The following is a 20507-nucleotide window of genomic DNA, read 5'->3' as shown; positions in this document are numbered from 1 at the left end:
CCGCCGCGTCCGTCACCGCACCCGCAGCAGCCGTACCCCATGGATGTCGAACCGGTTCGATGGCCCCGTCAGGCCGCCCGCCGCGCTGAACGTGCTGTTGCTCTCGAGATAGCTCATGTTGTAGAAGTCGCTCATCTCGATGCGGTAGCGGCCAGCGTTCAGCCGTGCCGCCAGCGGCGTCGAATACACCGACGGGGTAGCGGCCTTGGACAGCGGGGCGTGCGGCAGCTGTACCACGCCCTCGGCCACGGTCCGGCCGGCGGCATCCTTCACGGCCAGCCATTTGACGCCGCCGCTGATCCCCAGGTTCACCTGGTTCGCCGCGTTGTGGTAGCGCACCTGCACCTGGTACGTGCCGGGCGCGGCCACGTCGATGCGCTCCACGGCGAAGCGGTCGCCCGGCTGGCCCCAGGCCGCCAGGTGCGGCGCCGCGAAGCGTGCGTTCGGCGGGCTCGGTTCCAGGTTCGAGACCGTGCGCGGGTCGGTTACCGGAATCTCGATGCCGGCATCGACGCAGCGCGGGATGCTGTGGTGGCTGCGGTTGCCCGTGGCGGCGAAACGCGCTTCCACGGCATAGCAGGCAGTGGCGCTTGCCGTGCGGTCGGTCCAGGCGCCGGCTGACAGGCCGTCGGCCACGCGCTTGCCGTCGCGGTACACGCTGTAGACCACGTCCTGCCCGGCGCCGCCCGGCGCGATGGCCAGCGTGGCCGCCCCGGCCCGGTACTGCAGCGCCGCGATGACCGGCTCGCGCGGGCCGAAGGTGGCGCCGTGCGGGGCATACGGATCGTCGTTCACCCGGCGGATGTCCTGTTGTCCCGGCACCAGCTTGCCGAGCACGATCTCGATGTCGTTGCGGGCGCCGAGCCGGTCGAGGCGGATCGTCCGCCCGGCGGGCTTGCCATCCACGAGGACGCGCTCGACCGCGTAGTAGCCGTCATCCCGGCTCGCCGCCGGCAGGCGCAGGCGCACGTCGATGCGCTTGCCGTGCAGGCGCAGGTCGTGCAGGGTGATGTCGTCGGCGGCGCCGAACATCTCGCGCCGCAGCCTGGCGGTCACGAAAGGCTGCAGCCTGATACCGTCGTCCGTCACCGAGACCCCGAACACGTTCTCGATCACCATCCCCAGGTAGGCTCCGACGGACCACAACTGGCGCCGCGAGTTGATCACCGGACCGATCAAGGATGGATTGCGTTCGTCGAGCAGCAGCGGCTGGCCGGAGAGCCACTCGAGGTTCTCCATGTTCGACATGTTCAGCGCCGCACCGCGCACCAGGGACTCGTAGGCGGCGTCGGCCACCGCCACGTTGCCCGCCTGCGCCGCGGCGCGCAGGCCGTAGCCGGTGACGAAGGGCCACAGCGCGCGGTTGTGGTACACCGGCATGTCCGGCTGCTGCGGCCAGATCACCGGCGCACCCATCGGGCCGTGCGGGTAGCGAGCCAGGATCGAGCGCGCCCGTTCGTCGTCCGCGATGCCGGTAATGATGGCCAGCGCCTGGCCCAGCCAGTCGAACTTGTGCATCGGCGCGCCGTCGAAGTGGCCGGCCGTCAGGCTGCTGTACATGCCGGCGTCCGGCAGCCACAGCTGCGCGTTGATGGCGCGCTTGAGGCTTGCTGCCCAAGCCTCGTAGCGGCGCGCGCGGGCGGGGTCGCCGTGCTCGCGCGCCAGGCGCGCGGCCAGGTTCAAGGCCTGGTAGTGGCCGACGTTGGTCGACAGCGCCTTGGCGCTGGACATCGAGGCCAGGTCGTTCGGGATCCACGCTGCATAGCTCTGGTCGCGCCAGTCGAGGAAGGACTGCTCGCCCATGTACAGGCCGGTTTCCCGGTCGAAGGCGGCGATGCGGTCGTTCTCGATGGTGTTCGACAGTGCCCGCAGCGCCCGTTTCGCGAACGGCGCGCGCTCGGAAGCGGCCAAGGTGCGCAGGGTTTCCTCGGCCGCGAAGGCCCAGGTGACGCGGTCGGTGCTGACCGGCCAGCTGCCGCCGCTGCCGGTGTCCTGCACGATCTGCAGGCCGTCCTCGCCGGCGCCACCCTTTCCGGCCACTTGCGGCGCGATCGGCAGGCCCTTGCGCCAGCCGGAGAGCTTGAAATCGAGCGAATTGCGCACCCGCTGTGGGTCGAGCAGGGCCAGGCCCAGGTCGGCCGCGTACGACAGGTCGCGCGTCCAGACGTAGTGCCACTTCTCGCCGGTGGCGAAACATTCGCAGGCGATTGCGGCGCCGCCGTTGTAGTTGCCGTCCCGGATCTGGCTGACCGAATCGAGGCGCATCTCGGCGCCGGCCAGGGCGAACAGCGCGTCGAAGGCCAGGTTGCCGGTGCGGATGCGCGGCAGGCCGCTCTGTTCGGCGTATTCGCTGTGCTGCGGACCGGGGTCGCGCAGGTTCATGGTCGTGGAGTGCGTATAGCGGCGCAGTTCGGAATCTACATCGGGCGACGAGAAGCGCGCCGTTTCCTGCCTGCCGTCCCAGGTCGGCCACTGCAGGGAAGCGGTGGCACGGCGGCCCGCATGCGGATCGGCGGCGGCGGCCGCCTGCGGCGTTTCCAGGCGCGCCACCCGCAGCAGCGGCGCCGCCGGATTGGAGGCGTCCACCGTGAAGCGGTAGGTGCCGGTCTGGCGCACGAACAGGTAGTCTTCCGGCCCCGGCTGGGTCTCCAGCCGGTAGGAGGTGCCGGGCGCCACCGTCACGCTTTGATTCGCGTCCGCCACCCATTCGTCGCCCCAGTCGCGGCTGCCGACCTTGAACGCGTGGTTGCCCGGGCTGACCAGGATGTCGGCTTCGTAGATGCCCTTGCCCTTGGGGGCGAGAAGGTTGTCCGTACCCCAGCCGTTGAAGCCGCCGCGGATGTACAGTTCCCTTTCCTGCGCAGCTGCCGAGAGGCAGGCCAGCAGGGCGGCGGTGGCGGCGAGGCGGCGCTTCATGGCGCGCGGTCCAGTTCAAGGATCACGCTTGCCTTTGCCGGCAGCCGCAGTTCCTTCGCCAGCTCGAAGCGCTTGCCGCTCAGGACGTCGACGCCGCCGGCCACGCCGCCCAGCATCTCGCGGAAGCGGCCGGTGTCGAGCACCATCTCCTTCGCGTTGTTGTTGAAGGCGACCATGACCGTCTTCTTGTCGCGCTCCTTATCGTCATAGCGGAAGTACACATACGTGTTGTCGCGCGGGCCGAAGTGCATCAGTTTGCCGTGATGGATGACCGGCTGGCCCTTGCGCCAGTTGGCGAGCTTGCGCACCAGTTCCTGCGCGGCGCGCTGCTGGCTGCTCAAGCCCTTGCCCGTGAAGGCATCGACCCGGTCGCCGGCCCAGCCGCCGGGGAAGTCGCTGCGGTAGCTGACGTCGTTGCGCTCCTTCGTGGCGCTGGTCATCAGGATCTCGTCGCCCACGTAGAACTGGGGAATGCGCGGCATCGTCATCAGGAACACCATGGCCATGCGGTACTTGTCGAAGTCTTCGCCGGTCACGCTCCAGATGCGCGACATGTCGTGGTTCCCCGGGAACAGCACCAGGTTGCCCGGCTCCGGGTACAGGTAGTCGAGCGACAGCGTCTCGTACACGTCGGTGAACACGTTGCCGCCCGCATGGCCGTTCCCCTTGTCGGCCAGGGCAGTGCGCATCGCTTCGGCCACCGGGAAGTCCATCAGGCTCGGGGTGGAGGCGCGGTAGCCGTCGAAGTTGTCCTTGCCGCGCTGCCAGCGCGCCACCACCGGCACCAGCTTGCTCCATTCTTCGCCGACCATGTTCAGCTTCGGGTATTCCGCCATCAGGCGCCGCGTGTACTCGGACAGGAAGGCGCTGTCCGAATAGCCGAAGGTGTCGATGCGCAGGCCCGACAGCCCGGCGTACTCGATCCACCAGATGTTGTTCTGGATGAGGTAGTTCGCCACCAGCGGGTTGCTCTGGTTCAGGTCGGGCATGCTCTCGACGAACCAGCCGCGCTGGAAGTTGTCGGCGTCTTCCTTCGATGCATACGGGTCCTGCACCGCCGTGCGGTGGTGGTGGGTGGGCACGAACTTGCCGCCGTAGTTGACCCAGTCCGGCGTCGGCAGGTCTTTCATCCACCAGTGGGCGCTGCCGATATGCGACAGCACCACGTCCTGGATCAGGCCGATGCCGCGCTTCTTCGCCTCGACCGACAGGCGGCGGAAGTCCTCGTTGCTGCCGTAGCGCGGGTCGATGCGGTAATGGTCGGTGGCCGCATAGCCGTGGTACGAGTAGGCCGGCATGTCGTTCTCGACCAGCGGCGTCGGCCACAGCTGGGTAAAGCCCATGCCGGCAATGTAGTCGAGCTTGTCGATCATGCCCTGGATGTCGCCGCCGTGGCGTCCGGAGCCGTTGGCGCGGTTGGCCTTTTCCAGCGTGTCGGGCGTGCTGTCGTTGGAGGGGTCGCCGTTGGCGAAGCGGTCCGGCATCACCTGGTAGATGGCATCGCTGCTGTTGAAGCCGATGCGCTGGGCCGAGCCGGGCTCGCGCGCCAGCAGGCGGTAGGTGTAACTGGTTTCGCGCCCCGTTCCCTTGAACCGGATGTCGAAGGCGCCCGGCTTCGCGTCGTCGCCGATGACCAGGTCGATGAACAGGTAGTTCTTGCTGGGCACGCGGGTGACCGAGGCGATGCGCACGCCGGGGTAGGCGATGGCCGGCTCCAGTTCGGCGATGCGCTCGCCGTGAACCATCAATTGCAGGCCCTTGTGCCGCATGCCGGCCCACCAGAACGGCGGCTCCATGTGGGCGATCGCGGAAGCGGGCGCGGGAGCAGGGTGGCGGGCGGGCGACTGGCCGGCGGATTGGGCGTGGGCGGCAAGCGAAACCGTGCCGATCAGGAGGCTGGCGAGGAGGTGTCTCATGGTATTGGGGCGTCCCGACCGTCCGGTATGCGCGCTGGATAGCGAGTCGTAGTCAGACTACAGTTGCTGTGACTTACCCGGTGTCGTAAGAACTGCCGTGCTTTGTTGTGTTGCTCGAAGAATACTATAGAAGCGACTTTGCGCACAAACGCACGAATCTAGTCAAAGTACATATTTCTTATGGAAAATATAATTTCATTAGAGAATTTAACGCATACCGAAGGCCATGTGAGGGCGAAAAATGCACTGCAAGAGTGCATGTCCATTAACAAATGCCCCGAAAAAGATCATTTGTAGTCCGACTACAACTATCTATATGCATTTTTGTAGCCCAAATACAACGCAAAAACCGTGTTTCGCTGACCATTTTCTGAAAAACATGCCATTATCGTAGTGTCAAGCAACTCCCGTTGACAGTGCATCTAGTTTTAGTACAGAATCGTTGACAGAACGTTCAAAACCGTTTGCTTGAGGCTGCTGTGCTGCTGCCTGTCGCGCTGTAGTTTCGGGAAAAAACTATTCGTCTTTTTGAGGGGACAAATGAAAATCTTCGCAACCAAGCGCGCCGCTGAGCCGGTTCGCCTTGCATTCCAGCTGAGCCCGGTCGCTACCGGCTGCGCCATCTTCGTCGCCGCCATGGCCGGCAACGTCAATGCGCAGACTTCGGGCACGGGTACCAGCACCACGCCGACCATCGAAGGTCCTGTCACGACCGTGACCGTGACCGGTATCCGCCGCGCGATCGAAGACGCTATCGCCGTCAAGCGCGAGTCGACCGGCATTGTCGAAGCCATTTCCGCTGAAGACATCGGCAAGCTGCCGGATGTGTCGATCGCCGAATCGCTGGCCCGTCTGCCGGGCCTGTCGGCCCAGCGTGTCAACGGCCAGGCCCAGTCCATCAGCATCCGCGGCACCTCGGGCGACCTGTCGACCGCGCTGCTGAACGGCCGCGAGCAGGTCACCACCAGCTCGGACCGCACCGTCGAATACGATCAGTACCCGTCGGAACTGATCAACGCCGTCACCGTGTACAAGACCTCGGACGCTGGTGTCATCGGCCAGGGCCTGTCGGGCACGGTCGACCTGCAGACCATCAAGCCGCTGTCGCTGCGCGAGCGCACCATCAGCGTCAACGTGCGCGGCGAGAAGAACTCGAAGGGTTCGATCAGTGCCGGCTCGCCCGACACCGGCAGCCGCGTCAGCGCGTCGTACATCGACCAGTTCGCAAACCGCACCATCGGTGTTGCCATCGGCTACGCCCGCCAGGACAAGCCGAACGTCGGCGAGCAGTTCGAAACCTGGGACTGGGTCGATTCCGGCGGTAACCCGAACGTGAAAGTCCCGAAAGGCATCAAGGCCCTGGCCATTACCGGCGACCAGGTGCGCGACGGCCTGATGGGCGTGCTCGAATTCCGCCCGAACCGCAACTTCAGCTCGACCTTCGACGTGTACCACTCGCGCTTCGACCAGGAAGAGATCCGCCGCGGCATGGAAATCCCGCTGAAGGACGACGGCGACGTCACCTTCACCAACCGCCGCACTGTCAACGGCGTGATGGTCGAGGGTATCGCCAACAACGTCAATCCGGTCGTGCGTAACAACCGCATGACCCGCGAAGACAAGTTGACTGCCTTCGGCTGGAACAACCGCTTTACGTCGGGCGACTGGGTCGGCATCGTTGACGTCAGCCGTTCGAAGGCCGATCACCGTGAAGAGCTGGTCGAGATCAACGCCGGCCGCGCCGCCCGCCAGACCCTGGACTTCTCGTATGCGGGCGGTCAGATCCCGACCCTGGGCCTGACCGGCGTCTACGACGATCCGTCGCAGATCCGCATCGGCGGCCAGTTCGGCGAAGGCTACGTCAACGCGCCGCACATGACCGACGAGATGACGTCGGCCCGCGCCAGCATCGAGCGCAAGTTCGACAGCAACCTGTTCAGCAGCCTTGAGCTCGGCTTCAACGTCTCCAAGCGCGAAAAGGAAAAGCAGCACTTGGAAACCGGTTTCTCGAAGATCGGCGAAGGCAGCTTCGCGGCGAACGTCGTGAACGGTTCGCAGGACCTGTTCGGCCTGCCGAACACCCTGAGCTGGGACATCCCGGGCGTGCTGGGCCAGAACTTCGGCCCGTACACCCCGGCCATCCTGGTGCCATGGGGCGCCACCAAGAACTGGACCATCGAAGAGAAGGTCAAGACCGGTTACGCCAAGCTGAACATCGACACCGAACTGATGGCGATGCCACTGCGCGGTAACATCGGTATCCAGGTCGTCAAGACCGACCAGAGCTCGACCGCCAACACGCTGCGCGCCTGGCCGTTCGCCGACCTGGTGCCGCTGACCGACGGCAAGAAGTATACCGACTACCTGCCGAGCATGAACCTGGCCTGGAGCCTGCCTGAGCAGCAGTTCATCCGCTTCGGCGCCGGCAAGACCCTGGCACGCGCCAAGCTGAACCAGCTCAACGCCGCGCTGGAAGTCGGCCTGACCGCCCAGAGCACCGGTACCCCATGGGGCAGCGGCGGCAACGCCCAGCTCGATCCATGGCGCGCCAAGCAGGTCGACCTGTCGTACGAAAAGTACTTTGGCAACAAGGGCTATGTGTCGGTGGCAGGCTTCTACAAGGACCTGACTTCGTACATCTACACGGTGACGACGCCGCGTGACTTCTCCGAGTACCGCCTGGTTGGCGCCACCACGAACATCGGCACCATGACCCAGCCGCGCAACGGCGAAGGCGGCAGCATCGAGGGCCTCGAGCTGGCAGCGTCGGCTCCACTGGACATGATCCACCCGATGCTGAACGGCTTCGGCGTCACTGCCAACGCATCGTTCACCAACAGCGAGATCACGATCCTGGACCAGCGCTTCGCCGGCATGAACATCCCGCTGCCGGGTCTGTCGAAGCGCGTATTCAACGTGACCGCCTATTACGAGAACGAAGGCTTCTCGGCGCGCGTCAGCCAGCGCTATCGCAGCGACTTCGTCGGCGAGATCGGCGGCATCGGCGGTGCGACCGAGCTGACCTACGTGAAGGCCGACAAGGTCGTCGACCTGCAGCTGGGTTACGACTTCAAGTCGGTCAAGGGCCTGTCGGTGCTGTTCCAGGTGAACAACCTGACCGACACCGCCTTCCGCAGCTACGCCGGTACCGAAGACCGTCCGCGCGGCTACTCGAAGTACGGCCGCCAGATGCTGTTCGGCCTGAACTACAAGCTGTAATCTCCCGCTCGCCGCAACTTGCGGCGTGCACGAACCCTTGCAGGCAGCGATGCCTGCAAGGGCTTTTTGTTTTTTTACCGCCGGCGCGCACCGCGCCGTTTGCGCCGGCCTGCGGAGCGACAGTGTAAACTGGCGCTTTCGTACTTACCTATGAGCATTCCCCCATGTCTGACACCCCCCTCCCGACGTTTGCCGACCTGAATATTTCCGCGCCCGTACTGAAAGCGCTGAAGGAGGTCGGCTACGAAACGCCGTCGCCGATCCAGGCCGCGACCATTCCGCTGCTGCTGGCCAACCGTGACGTGCTCGGGCAGGCCCAGACCGGCACCGGCAAGACCGCCGCTTTTGCCTTGCCTATCTTGTCGCGCATCGACATCAAGCAGGCTTCCCCGCAGGCGCTGGTGCTGGCGCCGACGCGCGAGCTGGCGATCCAGGTGGCCGAGGCGTTCCAGAGCTACGCCGCCCACATCAAGGGTTTCCATGTGCTGCCGATCTACGGCGGCCAGAGCTACGGCCCGCAGCTGTCGGCGCTGCGCCGCGGCGTGCACGTGGTCGTCGCCACCCCCGGCCGCGTGATCGACCACATCGAAAAGGGATCGCTCGACCTCTCGATGCTCAAGACCCTTGTTCTGGACGAAGCCGACGAGATGCTGCGCATGGGCTTCATCGACGACGTCGAGCACATCCTGCAGCAGACCCCGCCGGAGCGCCAGACCACGCTGTTCTCGGCCACCATGCCGCCGGCCATCAAGCGCATCGCCAAGACCTACCTGCGCGACCCGGCCGAGGTGACGGTCGCCGCGAAAACCGGCACCGCGGAAAACATCACCCAGCGCTACTGGCTGGTGGCCGGCATGCAGAAGCTCGACGCGCTGACCCGCATCCTGGAAGCGGAGCCGTTCGACGGCATGATCATCTTCGCCCGCACCAAGCTCGGCACCGAGGAACTGGCGAGCAAGCTGCAGGCGCGCGGTTTCGCCGCCACCGCCATCAACGGCGACATGGCCCAGCAGCAGCGCGAGCGCACCATCGAACAGCTCAAGAACGGCAAGATCGACATCCTGGTGGCGACCGACGTGGCCGCGCGCGGGCTGGACGTGGAACGCATCAGCCACGTGATCAACTACGACGTGCCGTCGGACCCGGAAAGCTACACCCACCGCATCGGCCGCACCGGCCGGGCGGGGCGCAGTGGCGAGGCGATCCTGTTCATCACGCCGCGTGAGCGCGGCCTGCTCAAGGCCATCGAGCGCGCCACGCGCCAGCCGGTGTCGCCGCTGTCGCTGCCGACCGTGAAGGCAGTAAACGACGTGCGCATCGCCAAGTTCAAGGACCAGATCACCGAAACGCTGGCTGGCGGCGGCCTGGAGCAGTACCGCTCGCTGATCGAGGAGTACGAGCGTGAGCAGAACGTGCCGGCGGTCGACATCGCCGCGGCCCTGGCCAAGCTGGGCCGCGGCGACGTACCGCTGCTGCTGGAAAAGCCGGACCGCGAACCGCGCCCGGACTTCGCGCCACGCGAATCGGGCCGGGATGCCGGCGGCTGGGAGGATCGTCCTGCGCGTGCACCCCGTGAAATGCGCGAGCCGCGCGAGCCGGCCTTCAAGAAGGAGCGCGTGGTGCGCGAGCCGGAGCCGGGCATGGCGACCTTCCGCATCGAGGTCGGCCACCAGCACGGCGTCAAGCCGGGCAACATCGTCGGCGCCATCGCCAACGAAGCCAACATGCCGGCCAAGTACATGGGCCGCATCGAGATCTACGACGACTACAGCACGATCGACCTGCCGGACGACATGCCGCAGGACCTGGTCGACCACCTGAAAACCGTGTCGGTGGCGGGGCAGCAGCTGAACATGACCCGCGATGGCCAGGAAGAGCCGATGATCACGGCGCCGAAGAAGAAGAGCTTCGCAAAAGCGGGCGCCGACCGGCGCGTGGCGGAGAAGGGGACGAAGAAGCCGCACCGCAAGGGGTAAGCGGCGCTCGGTAGCTGAAGAAGCTCGATGCAATCGTAGCCACCTACCCCCGGCACGTCGCTCCCGCGGAGGCGGGAGCCCAATTTCTTGTGTGTACAGGTGCAGTCGAGCTGTTGCCGGGTGCACGTAAAACTGGATTCCCGCCTGCGCGGGAATGACGTGCGAACAGGTGCAACGCATGCAAGCTGATGGGCCGCTCAGCCAGCCTTGTTGTCACGCTATCTGTTGCCGGCGACCTTCGTTTCCTCTGCCGCAGGCGCAAACATCCACAGCAGCGCCTCGCGCAGCTCGCTCGCCCAGAACGCCTCGTTGTGCCCGGCCCCCGGCACGATCTTCAGCACCGTGTTCTGCGCCGGATGCCCGGTCTCGTACACCACCTGCGCCATGCGTTTCACATCCGCCACCATCTGCGGGCCTTCCTTCTCGCCCATCAGCAGGAAGACGCGCGCGTCCTTCGGCACCGGCTTGTGCGCCACGAAGCCGAATGCCGGCTGCGCGGTCCAGTAGGCCGGCGAGAACACGCCGGCCTTGCTGAACACTTCCGGGTACTGCGCCAGCGCGTAGTGCGAGGCCAGGCCGCCCATCGAGCTGCCCATGATCGCCGTATGCTCGCGGCCCGGCAGGGTGCGGTACCTGGCGTCGATGAGCGGCTTGAGGGTCTTGACGATGAATTCGGTGTATTCCTTGCCCTCGCCCGGGCCGAAGCGCTCGTTGTTCCAGGCGTTCAGTTCGGTCATGCGCTTGTCCTGGCCATTGTCGATGCCGACCACGATCAGTTCCAGCCTGCCTTCCTTCGCCAGCGCGTCGAGCGTCTCGTCCACCTTCCATTCGCCGGCGTACGCGGTGGCCGCGTCGAACAGGTTCTGGCCGTCGTGCATGTAGAGCACCGGATAGCGCTTGCCGGAGGCGGCATAGTTCGGCGGCAGGTACAGCCGCACCTGGCGCTTGCGGTCCAGGCCCGGCATCGGAAGGGGCTCACCCAGCAGGCTGACGCCGGGCAGGGCGGTCGATGCCTTCGGCGAGCTCGCCGGCTTGTCGGCGGCAAAGCCCGGCGCGCACAGCAAAGCGGCCAGGAGGAACGGAAGTGAAGCGTGGCGGAAAGGGCGCATGCATGGTCTCCTTGGTGGGTATTCTTTTGTTGTTTGACTACAGAGATGCTGCATTTACATACTCTGTTGTGGCGATTCTACTATGGCAGCTCTTCGATTGACACTCAGAAATCGCCATGTTATTTTGCTACAGATTCATTTGCTACATATTAAAGTAGGCTGTCCGTTGCCCGTGATTGGCCGGCCTGCTTCACACGAGAGCCCGGAAGTTCCGGGCCAGATTGGGGACATCATGGATATGCAAACCGGCGTGCTCAAGCCGCGCCTGTCGTTCTGGCAGCTCTGGAACATGAGCTTCGGCTTCTTCGGCATCCAGTTCGGCTTCGCACTGCAGAACGCCAACACCAGCCGTATCTTCTCGACGCTCGGCGCCGACCCCGACAACCTGGCCCTGTACTGGCTCGCCGCGCCGGTGACCGGCCTGCTGGTGCAGCCCATCATCGGCTACCTGAGCGACAACACCTGGCATCCGAAGTGGGGCCGCCGCCGTCCGTTCTTCTTCATCGGCGCCGTGCTCGCCGCGATCGCCCTGTTCCTGATGCCGAACTCGGTGGCCTTGTGGATGGCCGTGGCCGTGCTGTGGATGATGGATGCCGCCATCAACGTCTCGATGGAGCCGTTCCGCGCCTTCGTGGGCGACAAGCTCGACCCCTCGCAGCAGACCGCCGGCTATGCGATGCAGACCTTCTTCATCGGCTGCGGCGCGGTGATCGCCTCGCTCCTGCCGGCCTTCTTCGAGTCGATGGGCGTGTCGAACGAAGCGGTGGGCGGCATGATTCCCGACACCGTGCGCTACTCGTTCTACGCCGGCGGCACCATCTTCTTCCTGGCCGTGCTCTGGACCGTGCTGACCGCGACCGAACAGCCGCCTGCGGACATGGAAGCCTTCAACGCCGAGCGCAAGCATGCGCGCAGCTTCGGCGTGGCGCTGAAGGAAATCGTCGGCGGCTTCGGCAAGATGCCGAAGACCATGGTGCAGCTGGCCTTCGTGCAGTTCTTCACCTGGATCGCGCTGTTCGCGATGTGGATCTACACCGGCACCGCCATCGCCGACAACGTCTACGGCACCACCGACGCCCAGTCGTCGGCGTTCCAGGCCGCCGGCAGCTGGGTCGGCATCATGTTCGCGGTGTACAGCGGCGTCTCGGCGCTGGCCGCCTTCCTGCTGCCGGTGTTTGCGCGGGCGACCTCGCGCAAGACCGTGCACGCCACCTGCCTGACCATCGGCGGCCTGAGCCTGGCAAGCATTTACTTCATCACCGACCGCAACATGCTGATGCTGCCGATGATCGGCGTCGGCCTGGCCTGGGCCTCGATCCTGACCATGCCCTACGCGATCCTGGCGGGCTCGCTGCCGGCCAAGCGCATGGGTTATTTCATGGGCCTGTTCAACTTCTTCGTGGTGATCCCGCAGATCTGCAGCGGCCTGCTGCTGGGCGGCGTGACCAGGCACTTCTTCGGCGGCCACACCGTGCAGACCCTGGTGCTGGGCGGCGCCTGCATGCTGATCGCGGCCGTGCTGACCCTGTTCGTCACCGACCGGGCCGAACCGGTCAAGTCTGCCGTCAAGGCGGCAAGCTAAGCCTCGCGCGCCAGTGAATTCGCGCCTGTCGTATCGTAACGTTTTATCAACATCATTTCACATTGATGTTGCAACACGTTATCATGACAGGAGCGAGGCATGACCATCCAGACTGTCCCGACCACGCCGTTCGCCGGGCAACGCCCCGGCACTTCGGGCCTGCGCAAGAAAGTAACCGAGTTCCAGCAGCCGGGTTACCTCGAGAATTTTGTTGAAGCAATTTTTGCGACCCTGGGTGAAGGGGAGGGGCGCACCTTGGTCGTCGGCGGCGACGGCCGCTATTTCAACCGCGAAGCGATCCAGACCATCTTGCGCATGGCCGCCGCCCATGGCGTGGCGCGCATCCTGGTCGGCCGCGGCGGCATCCTGTCCACGCCGGCCGTGAGCTGCGTGATCCGCAAGCACGCCGCCTTCGGCGGCATCGTGCTCTCGGCCAGCCACAACCCGGGCGGCCCGGACGGCGACTTCGGCATCAAGTACAACATCGAGAACGGCGGCCCGGCGCCGGAAAAGATCACCGAGGCGATCTTCGCCAACACCCAGGCCCTGACTTCCTACCGCATCAGCGATGCCGGCCCCGTCGACCTCGACCAGGTGGGCAGGACCCGCCTCGAGAACATGGTGGTCGAAGTGATCGAGCCGGTGGCGGACTACGCCGAGCTGATGGCGCGCCTGTTCGACTTCGACGCCATCCGCGGCCTGTTCGCGGGCGGCTTCCGGATGCGCTTCGACGCCATGCACGCGGTCTCCGGCCCGTATGCGAAAGCCATCATCGAAGGCATGCTCGGGGCCCCCGCCGGCACCGTGGTCAACTGCGACCCGCTGGAAGACTTCGGCGGCGGCCACCCCGACCCGAACCCGGTCAACGCCGCCGACCTCATCGCGCACATGCGCGCACCCGATGCGCCGGACTTCGGCGCCGCCTCCGACGGCGACGGCGACCGCAACATGATCGTCGGCCGCAGCATCGACGTCACGCCCTCGGACAGCCTGGCCATCATCGCCGCCAACGCCACCGTGGCCCCGGGCTACGCGGGCGGCATCACCGGCATCGCCCGCTCGATGCCGACCTCCCAGGCGGCCGACCGCGTGGCCGAGGCGCTCGGCATTTCCTGCTTCGAGACCCCGACCGGCTGGAAGTACTTCGGCAACCTGATGGACGCCAACCTGGCCACGCTGTGCGGCGAAGAGAGCTACGGCACCGGTTCGCACCACATCCGCGAGAAGGACGGCCTGTGGGCCGTGCTGTTCTGGCTGAACCTGCTGGCGGCGCGCGCGAAGTCGGGCAACCCGTCCGTGGACGAGATCGTGCGCGAGCACTGGGCCCGTTTCGGCCGCAACTATTATTCGCGCCACGACTACGAAGCCGTGGACGCCACCGCCGCCGACCGCATGATGTCCGCGCTGCGCGAGAAGCTCCCTGAACTGGCAGGCCGGACGCTGGGGCGCTTCCGCGTCGCCGAGGCCGACGATTTCACCTACAACGATCCGGTCGACGGCTCGGTGGCGACGCGCCAGGGCATCCGCATCGCCATGGTGGACGGCTCGCGCATCGTGTTCCGCCTGTCCGGCACCGGCACCGAAGGCGCGACCATCCGCCTCTATCTCGAACGCTACGAAGCCGACCCTGCGCGCCATGACATCGGCACCCAGGAAGCCTTGTCCGAACTGATCGCCATCGCCGACAACGTATCCGAACTGCGCCAGCGCACCGGCCGGGAGAGCCCGACCGTGATCACCTGAACCTTCCACCCACCAACACAGGAACCTGCATGAAACTTCCCGTCCTCGCCGCCTCCATGCTGCTCGCCTTAGGTGCCGCGTCCAGTGCCGCGTCCAGTGCCGCATCCAGCGCCGCCGCACAAGCAGCCGCCCAGACCGCCGCCCAGCCGGCGGGCAAGCCCTTCATCTGGGAGAACGCGACCGTCTACTTCCTGCTGACGGACCGCTTCAACAACGGCGACAAGGCCAACGACCGGGCCTACGGCCGCAAGGACGACGCGGCCAAGCTGCGCGGCTTCATGGGCGGCGACCTGGCCGGCATCACGGCCAAGATCAAGGAAGGGTATTTCACGGACCTGGGCGTGAACGCGATCTGGCTCACGCCGCCGGTGGAGCAGATCCATGCGGCGACCGACGAGGGTACCGGCAAGACCTATGGCTTCCATGGCTACTGGGCCAAGGATTTCACCACCGTGGACGCCAACCTGGGCACCGAAGCGGACTTCCGCACCTTCGTGGACACCGCCCACGCCCACGGCATCCGCGTGATCCTGGACGTGGTGATGAACCATACCGGACCGGTCACCAAGCAGGATCCGGTGTGGCCGTCGAGCTGGGTGCGCACGGGTCCGAAGTGCACCTACAAGGATGCGCCGACCACCATCGACTGCACCCTGGTGGACAACCTGCCGGACATCCTCACCAACAGCAACAAGAACGTGGCGCTGCCGCCGTCGCTGGTGGCCAAATGGAAGAAGGAAGGCCGCTACGAGCGCGAAGTGAAGGAGCTGGACGACTTCTTCAAGCGCACCGGCTACCCGCGCGCACCGCGCTTCTACCTGGTCAAGTGGCATGCCGACTGGGTGCGCAAGTACGGCGTGGACGGCTTCCGCGCCGACACCGTCAAGCACACCGAGCCGGGCGTATGGAAGGAGCTGAAGCAGGAAGCCAGCCTGGCCTACGAGGAGTGGAAGCGCGCCAATCCGGCCAAGCGCGTGGGCAACCTGCCGTTCTTCATGACCTCCGAGGTCTACGGCTATTCGCTCAACCATGGCCGCAGCTACGACCTGGGCGGCGGCGTCAAGGTCGACTACCTGGCCAACGGTTTCGACAGCATGATCAACTTCAGCATGAAGACCGATGCCGCCGAGGGCTACGAGAAGCTGTTCTCGCATTATTCGAACGTGCTGCACGGCCCGATGAAAGGCTATTCGATACTCAACTACCTCAGCTCGCACGACGACGGCAGCCCGTTCGACCCGGCGCGCCTGCGGCCCTTCGAATCGGCCAACAAGCTGATGCTGGCGCCGGGATCGGCCCAGATCTTCTACGGCGACGAAACCGCGCGCCTGCTCAATATCGAAGGCGCCGAGGGCGATGCCAAGCTGCGTTCGTTCATGAACTGGGACGAGCTGGCGCAGAACGCGCAGCGCGACAACTACCGCGTGCTTGACGTGCGCGAGCACTGGGCCAAGCTGGGACGCTTCCGCGCCGCCCACCCGGCGGTGGGAGCGGGGGTGCACCAGATGCTCGCTTCCAATCCCTATACCTTCAAGCGCACCTGGGAGAAGGACGGGGTGAGCGATCGCGTGGTGGTGGCGCTCGATTTGCCGAACGACAAGGCGGTGCCGATCCCGGTGGCCGGCGTCTTCAACGACGGCCAGACCGTGCGTGACTGGTACTCGGGCAAGACCGCCGTGGTCAAGAACGGCAAGGTGGACTTCGGTACCCCGGCGCCGGTGGCCCTGATCGCGCAAGACTGAGCCGAGAGATTTCGTAGGGTGGGCGGGTCTCCGCCCACGCGTTCAAATCACGCATGCATTGATGCATCGCGCTTACTCAACCGTATGTTGAACGCGTGGGCGGCCAACGCGCGAACCGCCTTTCGGCTAGACTGGTCGTTCCGTCAACTCAGCATCTTCCAGCCCATGCCTGTCATGACACGATTCTGCCGCACCCTGCTGTGCGCCGCTTTCTCCCTCGCCGCCTTCCTCCCGGCACACGCCGCCGACGCACCTGCCAACGCATCTTCCAACGAGCCCGCCTACGGCCCGGAACTGGAAGGTTTCGCGTATCCCTATCCGGTCCAGCGCTTCCAGTTCAGCTCGCAAGGCGTCAAGCTGCAGATGGCCTACATGGACGTCAAGCCGGCCAAGCCGAACGGCCGCACCGTCGTTCTCATGCACGGCAAGAATTTCTGCGGCGCCACCTGGGAAGGCACGATCAAGGAACTGAGCGCGGCCGGCTACCGCGTGGTGGCGCCCGACCAGGTGGGCTTCTGCAAGTCGACCAAGCCGGCGCACTACCAGTACACCTTCCAGCAGCTGGCCGCGAACACGCGCGCGCTGCTCGATTCCATCGGCGTGAAGAACGCCATCATCATGGGTCACTCGACCGGCGGCATGCTGGCGGTGCGCTACGGCCTGCTGTACCCGCAGCAGTCCGAACAGCTGGTGCTGGTCAACCCGATCGGGCTGGAAGACTGGAAGGCGGTCGGCGTGCCTTCGCTGGGCGTCGACAAGTGGTACGAGCGCGAGCTGCAGACCACGGCCGAGCGTATCCGCAACTACGAGAAGGCGACCTACTACGTCAACACCTGGAAACCGGAATACGAGCCCTGGGTGCAGATGCTCGCTGGAATGTATCGCGGCCCCGGCAAGCAGATCGTGGCCTGGAACTCGGCCCTCCTGTACGACATGATCTACACCCAGCCCGTGGTGTACGAGTTCCCGCTGTTGAAAATGCCGGTGCTGCTGCTGATCGGCCTGAAGGACAACACCGCCATCGGCAAGGATGCCGCCCCGGCGGAGATCCGCCCGAAGCTGGGCAACTACCCGGAGCTGGCCAGGCAGACCGCGAAGAGCATCCCGAAGGCGACCCTGGTGAGCTTCCCGGAGATGGGTCACGCGCCGCAGATGCAGGACCCGGCGCAGTTCCACCGGGCGTTGCTGAAAGGCCTGGTGCGCTGACTGCGCGTCGCTTTGTCGTAGGGCGGTCGGCAAGCTGGCCACCCTACGGTGCAGCAGGCGTATTCTTGCCATTCGTTCAATGGTATCCTAGCGCGATCCGGGACAGGCGTCCCGCCTTCCTTGAATCGCGATGACCGTTGAACCCGAAACCGAACTGAAACCCTCCCGCGCCGCATTCGCCGACGGTCCACGCCTGCTGGCTGACATCGGCGCGACCCACGCGCGCTTCGGCCTGGAAACCGCACCCGGCGTGCTGCGCCAGGTTGCGGTGCTGCGCTGCGACGACTACAGCGGCATCGTGCCGCTGCTGCACGCCTACCTGGCGCAGGTGAACGGCGTGCGCATCAACCACGCCGCCTTTGCCCTGGCCAACCCGATCAGCGGCGACTATATTCGCATGACCAACCGCGACTGGCAGTTCTCGACCGACGAGGTGCGCCGCACGCTCGGCCTGTCGACGCTCCTGATCGTAAACGACTTCACGGCCCTGGCCATGGCGCTGCCCGGCTTCGCGCCGAAGGACCTGCTGCAGGTCGGCGGCGGCGCGCCGCAGAGCCATGCGGTGGCGGGCGTGCTGGGGCCCGGCACCGGCCTGGGCGTGTCGGGCGTGATCCCGACCATCGACGGCTTCGTGACGCTCGGCAGCGAAGGCGGCCACGTGAATTTTGCCCCAAGCGACGAGCGCGAGTTCGCGATCCTGCAGTACGCCTGGAAGGAATGGCCGCACGTGTCGAACGAGCGCCTGATCTCCGGCCCCGGCATCGAACTGATGTACCGCGCGCTGGCGCAGCGAAGCGGCGTGCAGGCGCCAGCGCGCAGCACCGCGGAGATTGTCAGCGGGGCCCTGGAGCAGAACGATGCGCTGTGCCTGGAAACCCTGGAAGTCTTCGCCGGCATGCTGGGCAGCGCGGCCGCCAACCTGGCGGTGACGCTGGGCGCCTTCGGCGGCATCTTCATCGGCGGCGGCATCGTGCCGCGCATCGCCGAATGGTTCGCCAGTTCGCCGTTCCGTGCGCGTTTCGAGGCCAAGGGACGCTTCACCGAATACATCGCGCAGATCCCGACCTACGTCATCATGACCCCGAACCCGGCGCTGCACGGCGTGTCGACGATCCTGTCCGAACACCTGCGCGGGCGCAGCGGCGCCAACACGCTGATGGACCGCGTCCAGCAGCTGCGCCACGAACTCTCGCCGGCCGAGCAGCGCGTCGCCGCGCTGGTGCTGGAACATCCGCGCAAGGTGCTGTCCGAGCCGATCGCCGAGATCGCGCGCCTGGCCGACGTGAGCCAGCCGACCGTGATCCGCTTCTGCCGCTCGCTCGGCTTCCAGGGCCTGGCCGAATTCAAGCTCAAGTTCGCCGGCAGCCTGACCGGGACCATCCCGGTGCGCCACAGCCAGGTGCGCATGAGCGACAGCACCCACGACCTGTCGGCGAAGGTCATCGACAACACGGTGTCGGCGATCCTGAAGTTCCGCGACCAGCTCGACGTGCACGCGATCGACCGCGCCATCGAGCTGCTGCGCCGCGCGCGCCGCGTCGAGTTCTACGCCATGGGCAATGCGCGGGCGGTGGCGCTGGACGGCCAGCACAAGTTCTTCCGCTTCCGCATCCCGGCCGCGCTGTACGGCGATTCGCACCTGTTCACGCTGGCCGCCGGCCTGCTGGGGCCGGGCGACGTGGTGATCGCGATCTCCACCGCAGGCCAGCTGCCCGAGCTGCTCGAAGCGGTCGAGACGGCGCGCGCGACCGGCGCCGACGTCATTGCCATCACCAGCAGCAAGTCGCAGCTGGCGAAGAAGGCCAGCGTGTGCCTGGCGGTGGACCACAGCGAAGACAGCACGACCTTCCTGTCGATGATCTCGCGCATCCTGCAGCTGCTCCTCATCGACATCATGTCGGTCGGGATTTCGCTTGGGGCGCAGGAGACGCAACATGGCGCGGCAGCCGAGGGCGATGCGCAGCGCAAGCTCCTGATCTCGCACCTCGACATCTAGACGGCGCCGCAGCAGGCCTGCGTGACCCGGGTTATAGTTCGTCCCGATGAATGACGACCTGTTGCGCAGCAGCAGGAGTTCCAGGGCGGATCACATGAAAAAGCAAGGCAGCAAAGGCCGATGAAGCAGCCGGTATCACAGCTTCGCATGCAGGTGTACATGGTCGCGGCCACGATTGTCCTGCATGGCACGACGATGGTGTTGAACGAGCTGTTCTTCCGACGCGCCGAGTTCTTGCAGGGCATCGGGTGGATCTACATTCCCGCCGGCACGCGCCTCCTGTGCACGCTGCTGTTCGGCGGGGCAGGGACCGTGGGCCTCCTGATTACCGGTTGGTTCGCCTGCTACTGGTATTACTTCCCGGGCGACGTGGCGCGCGCCTGGGCCGGCACCATCGCCGGCGCCGGCGGCCCGTATCTCATCTACCTGATCGCAAAGCGCAAGTATGGCCTGCAGGCTTCGCTCGGCAACCTGGATGCGCAGCGCCTGCTGGTTTGTGCCATCGGCTGCGCCATTGCCAGTCCCTTGCTGCACCACATCTGGTTCATGCTGCAAGACAACGGCGAAATGCTGGGATTCTTCGTGATGTTCGTGGGCGACCTGGCAGGTTCGCTGATCGTGCTCTACGCCGCCAAGATCCTCCTCGCAATGAGGGACGGACGATCGCGGACGACATAGGGAAGATTGTCCATAACGGGCGGCGGGCGTCCGCGAGCTGTGCGTCGTCCGCGCAGGGCTTCTGCTAAGGTTTTGCTGAACATTACCGCAGAGGAGCCGGCATGGAGCGATACCTGATCGTTTACCGCGGATCGACCGTCGACGAGTCGGAAGGCCCGCAGCACAATCCCGAACGCTGGGCGGCATGGTTCGACGCGCTCGGCGCGGCCCTCGTCGACCGCGGCAGCCTGGCGCACAACAGCGTCGAGGTGCCGAGCCGGTTGCGCGGCCCGAAACTCAACAGCACCTCGCTGTCGGGGTACTGTGTCATCGCCGCGGCAGATTTCAACGAGGCCGTCAGGCTGGCCGAGGAGTGCCCGGTCTTCGACGAAAAGGGATCGGTCGAGATCGCGCGCCTGCGCGATCCCGCATCCTGATCCCGCGG

General features: G+C 65.7%; 12 protein-coding genes. 9 read left to right on the top strand and 3 right to left on the bottom strand.

Annotation, left to right across the window (positions count from 1 at the left end):
* Positions 1-12 precede the first annotated feature (12 nt).
* Together ACFFJK_RS15730 and ACFFJK_RS15725 are read right to left on the bottom strand one after the other, a co-directional pair.
* A complete protein-coding gene (locus ACFFJK_RS15730) occupies positions 13-2916 on the bottom strand; it encodes an MGH1-like glycoside hydrolase domain-containing protein (RefSeq protein ID WP_379680370.1) in 2904 nt (967 codons plus the stop codon).
* Positions 2913-4832 (bottom strand): glycoside hydrolase family 13 protein, encoded by a 1920-nt coding sequence (locus ACFFJK_RS15725; RefSeq protein WP_379680369.1) that lies wholly within the window; start codon positions 4830-4832, stop codon positions 2913-2915. The genes ACFFJK_RS15730 and ACFFJK_RS15725 overlap by 4 nt, the downstream gene beginning before the upstream one ends.
* A 540-nt stretch (positions 4833-5372) precedes the next feature.
* Here ACFFJK_RS15725 and ACFFJK_RS15720 point away from each other — a divergent pair.
* Entirely contained in the window at positions 5373-8051 is a 2679-nt protein-coding gene (locus tag ACFFJK_RS15720) for a TonB-dependent receptor (protein ID WP_379680368.1), read from the top strand.
* 164 nt (positions 8052-8215) lie between these two features.
* Positions 8216-10027 carry a DEAD/DEAH box helicase gene (locus ACFFJK_RS15715; protein WP_379680366.1) on the top strand — a complete coding sequence of 604 codons (1812 nt, stop codon included), beginning with the start codon at positions 8216-8218 and terminating at the stop codon, positions 10025-10027.
* 218 nt (positions 10028-10245) lie between these two features.
* Here the strand turns inward: ACFFJK_RS15715 and ACFFJK_RS15710 are convergent, their stop codons facing one another.
* Positions 10246-11136, bottom strand: coding sequence for an alpha/beta hydrolase (locus ACFFJK_RS15710; RefSeq protein ID WP_379680364.1), 891 nt, complete (start codon positions 11134-11136; stop codon positions 10246-10248).
* A 232-nt stretch (positions 11137-11368) separates the two neighbouring features.
* On the opposite strand from ACFFJK_RS15710, the gene ACFFJK_RS15705 reads away from it, so the two are divergent.
* The 7 genes from ACFFJK_RS15705 (at position 11369) to ACFFJK_RS15675 (ending at position 20499) form a co-directional block, all read left to right on the top strand.
* Positions 11369-12718: an MFS transporter gene (locus ACFFJK_RS15705; RefSeq protein ID WP_379680362.1), complete on the top strand. Its 1350-nt coding sequence runs from the start codon at positions 11369-11371 to the stop codon at positions 12716-12718.
* A gap of 99 nt (positions 12719-12817) precedes the next feature.
* On the top strand, positions 12818-14461 hold the full coding sequence (locus ACFFJK_RS15700) for an alpha-D-glucose phosphate-specific phosphoglucomutase (RefSeq protein ID WP_379680360.1): 1644 nt from the start codon (positions 12818-12820) through the stop codon (positions 14459-14461).
* Between the two features lie 29 nt (positions 14462-14490).
* Positions 14491-16203 (top strand): alpha-amylase family glycosyl hydrolase, encoded by a 1713-nt coding sequence (locus ACFFJK_RS15695; RefSeq protein ID WP_379680359.1) that lies wholly within the window; start codon positions 14491-14493, stop codon positions 16201-16203.
* A 174-nt stretch (positions 16204-16377) separates the two neighbouring features.
* Positions 16378-17409: an alpha/beta fold hydrolase gene (locus ACFFJK_RS15690; RefSeq protein WP_379680358.1), complete on the top strand. Its 1032-nt coding sequence runs from the start codon at positions 16378-16380 to the stop codon at positions 17407-17409.
* A 130-nt stretch (positions 17410-17539) separates the two neighbouring features.
* Positions 17540-19405, top strand: a complete 1866-nt coding sequence (locus tag ACFFJK_RS15685; protein WP_379680356.1) for a glucokinase — start codon at positions 17540-17542, stop codon at positions 19403-19405.
* Positions 19406-19525: 120 nt separating this feature from the next.
* Entirely contained in the window at positions 19526-20083 is a 558-nt protein-coding gene (locus ACFFJK_RS15680; protein ID WP_379680355.1) for a hypothetical protein, read from the top strand.
* 101 nt (positions 20084-20184) lie between these two features.
* Positions 20185-20499 (top strand): YciI family protein, encoded by a 315-nt coding sequence (locus tag ACFFJK_RS15675; RefSeq protein ID WP_379680354.1) that lies wholly within the window; start codon positions 20185-20187, stop codon positions 20497-20499.
* Positions 20500-20507 lie beyond the last annotated feature (8 nt).

It is taken from the genome of Massilia consociata, assembly GCF_042432755.1.
Classification (GTDB): Bacteria; Pseudomonadota; Gammaproteobacteria; order Burkholderiales; family Burkholderiaceae_D; genus Telluria; species Telluria consociata.
The sequence above is the reverse complement of the archived record's forward strand: the minus strand, read 5'-3'. Positions and strand labels throughout refer to the sequence as shown.

What these genes read in the sequence shown, in the direction of transcription:
- ACFFJK_RS15730 (WP_379680370.1), bottom strand. Translation starts at nt 2,916, where the DNA reads ATGAAGCGCCGCCTCGCCGCCACCGCCGCCCTGCTGGCCTGCCTCTCG.
- ACFFJK_RS15725 (WP_379680369.1), bottom strand. Translation starts at nt 4,832, where the DNA reads ATGAGACACCTCCTCGCCAGCCTCCTGATCGGCACGGTTTCGCTTGCC.
- ACFFJK_RS15720 (WP_379680368.1), top strand. Translation starts at nt 5,373, where the DNA reads ATGAAAATCTTCGCAACCAAGCGCGCCGCTGAGCCGGTTCGCCTTGCA.
- ACFFJK_RS15715 (WP_379680366.1), top strand. Translation starts at nt 8,216, where the DNA reads ATGTCTGACACCCCCCTCCCGACGTTTGCCGACCTGAATATTTCCGCG.
- ACFFJK_RS15710 (WP_379680364.1), bottom strand. Translation starts at nt 11,136, where the DNA reads ATGCGCCCTTTCCGCCACGCTTCACTTCCGTTCCTCCTGGCCGCTTTG.
- ACFFJK_RS15705 (WP_379680362.1), top strand. Translation starts at nt 11,369, where the DNA reads ATGGATATGCAAACCGGCGTGCTCAAGCCGCGCCTGTCGTTCTGGCAG.
- ACFFJK_RS15700 (WP_379680360.1), top strand. Translation starts at nt 12,818, where the DNA reads ATGACCATCCAGACTGTCCCGACCACGCCGTTCGCCGGGCAACGCCCC.
- ACFFJK_RS15695 (WP_379680359.1), top strand. Translation starts at nt 14,491, where the DNA reads ATGAAACTTCCCGTCCTCGCCGCCTCCATGCTGCTCGCCTTAGGTGCC.
- ACFFJK_RS15690 (WP_379680358.1), top strand. Translation starts at nt 16,378, where the DNA reads ATGACACGATTCTGCCGCACCCTGCTGTGCGCCGCTTTCTCCCTCGCC.
- ACFFJK_RS15685 (WP_379680356.1), top strand. Translation starts at nt 17,540, where the DNA reads ATGACCGTTGAACCCGAAACCGAACTGAAACCCTCCCGCGCCGCATTC.
- ACFFJK_RS15680 (WP_379680355.1), top strand. Translation starts at nt 19,526, where the DNA reads ATGAAGCAGCCGGTATCACAGCTTCGCATGCAGGTGTACATGGTCGCG.
- ACFFJK_RS15675 (WP_379680354.1), top strand. Translation starts at nt 20,185, where the DNA reads ATGGAGCGATACCTGATCGTTTACCGCGGATCGACCGTCGACGAGTCG.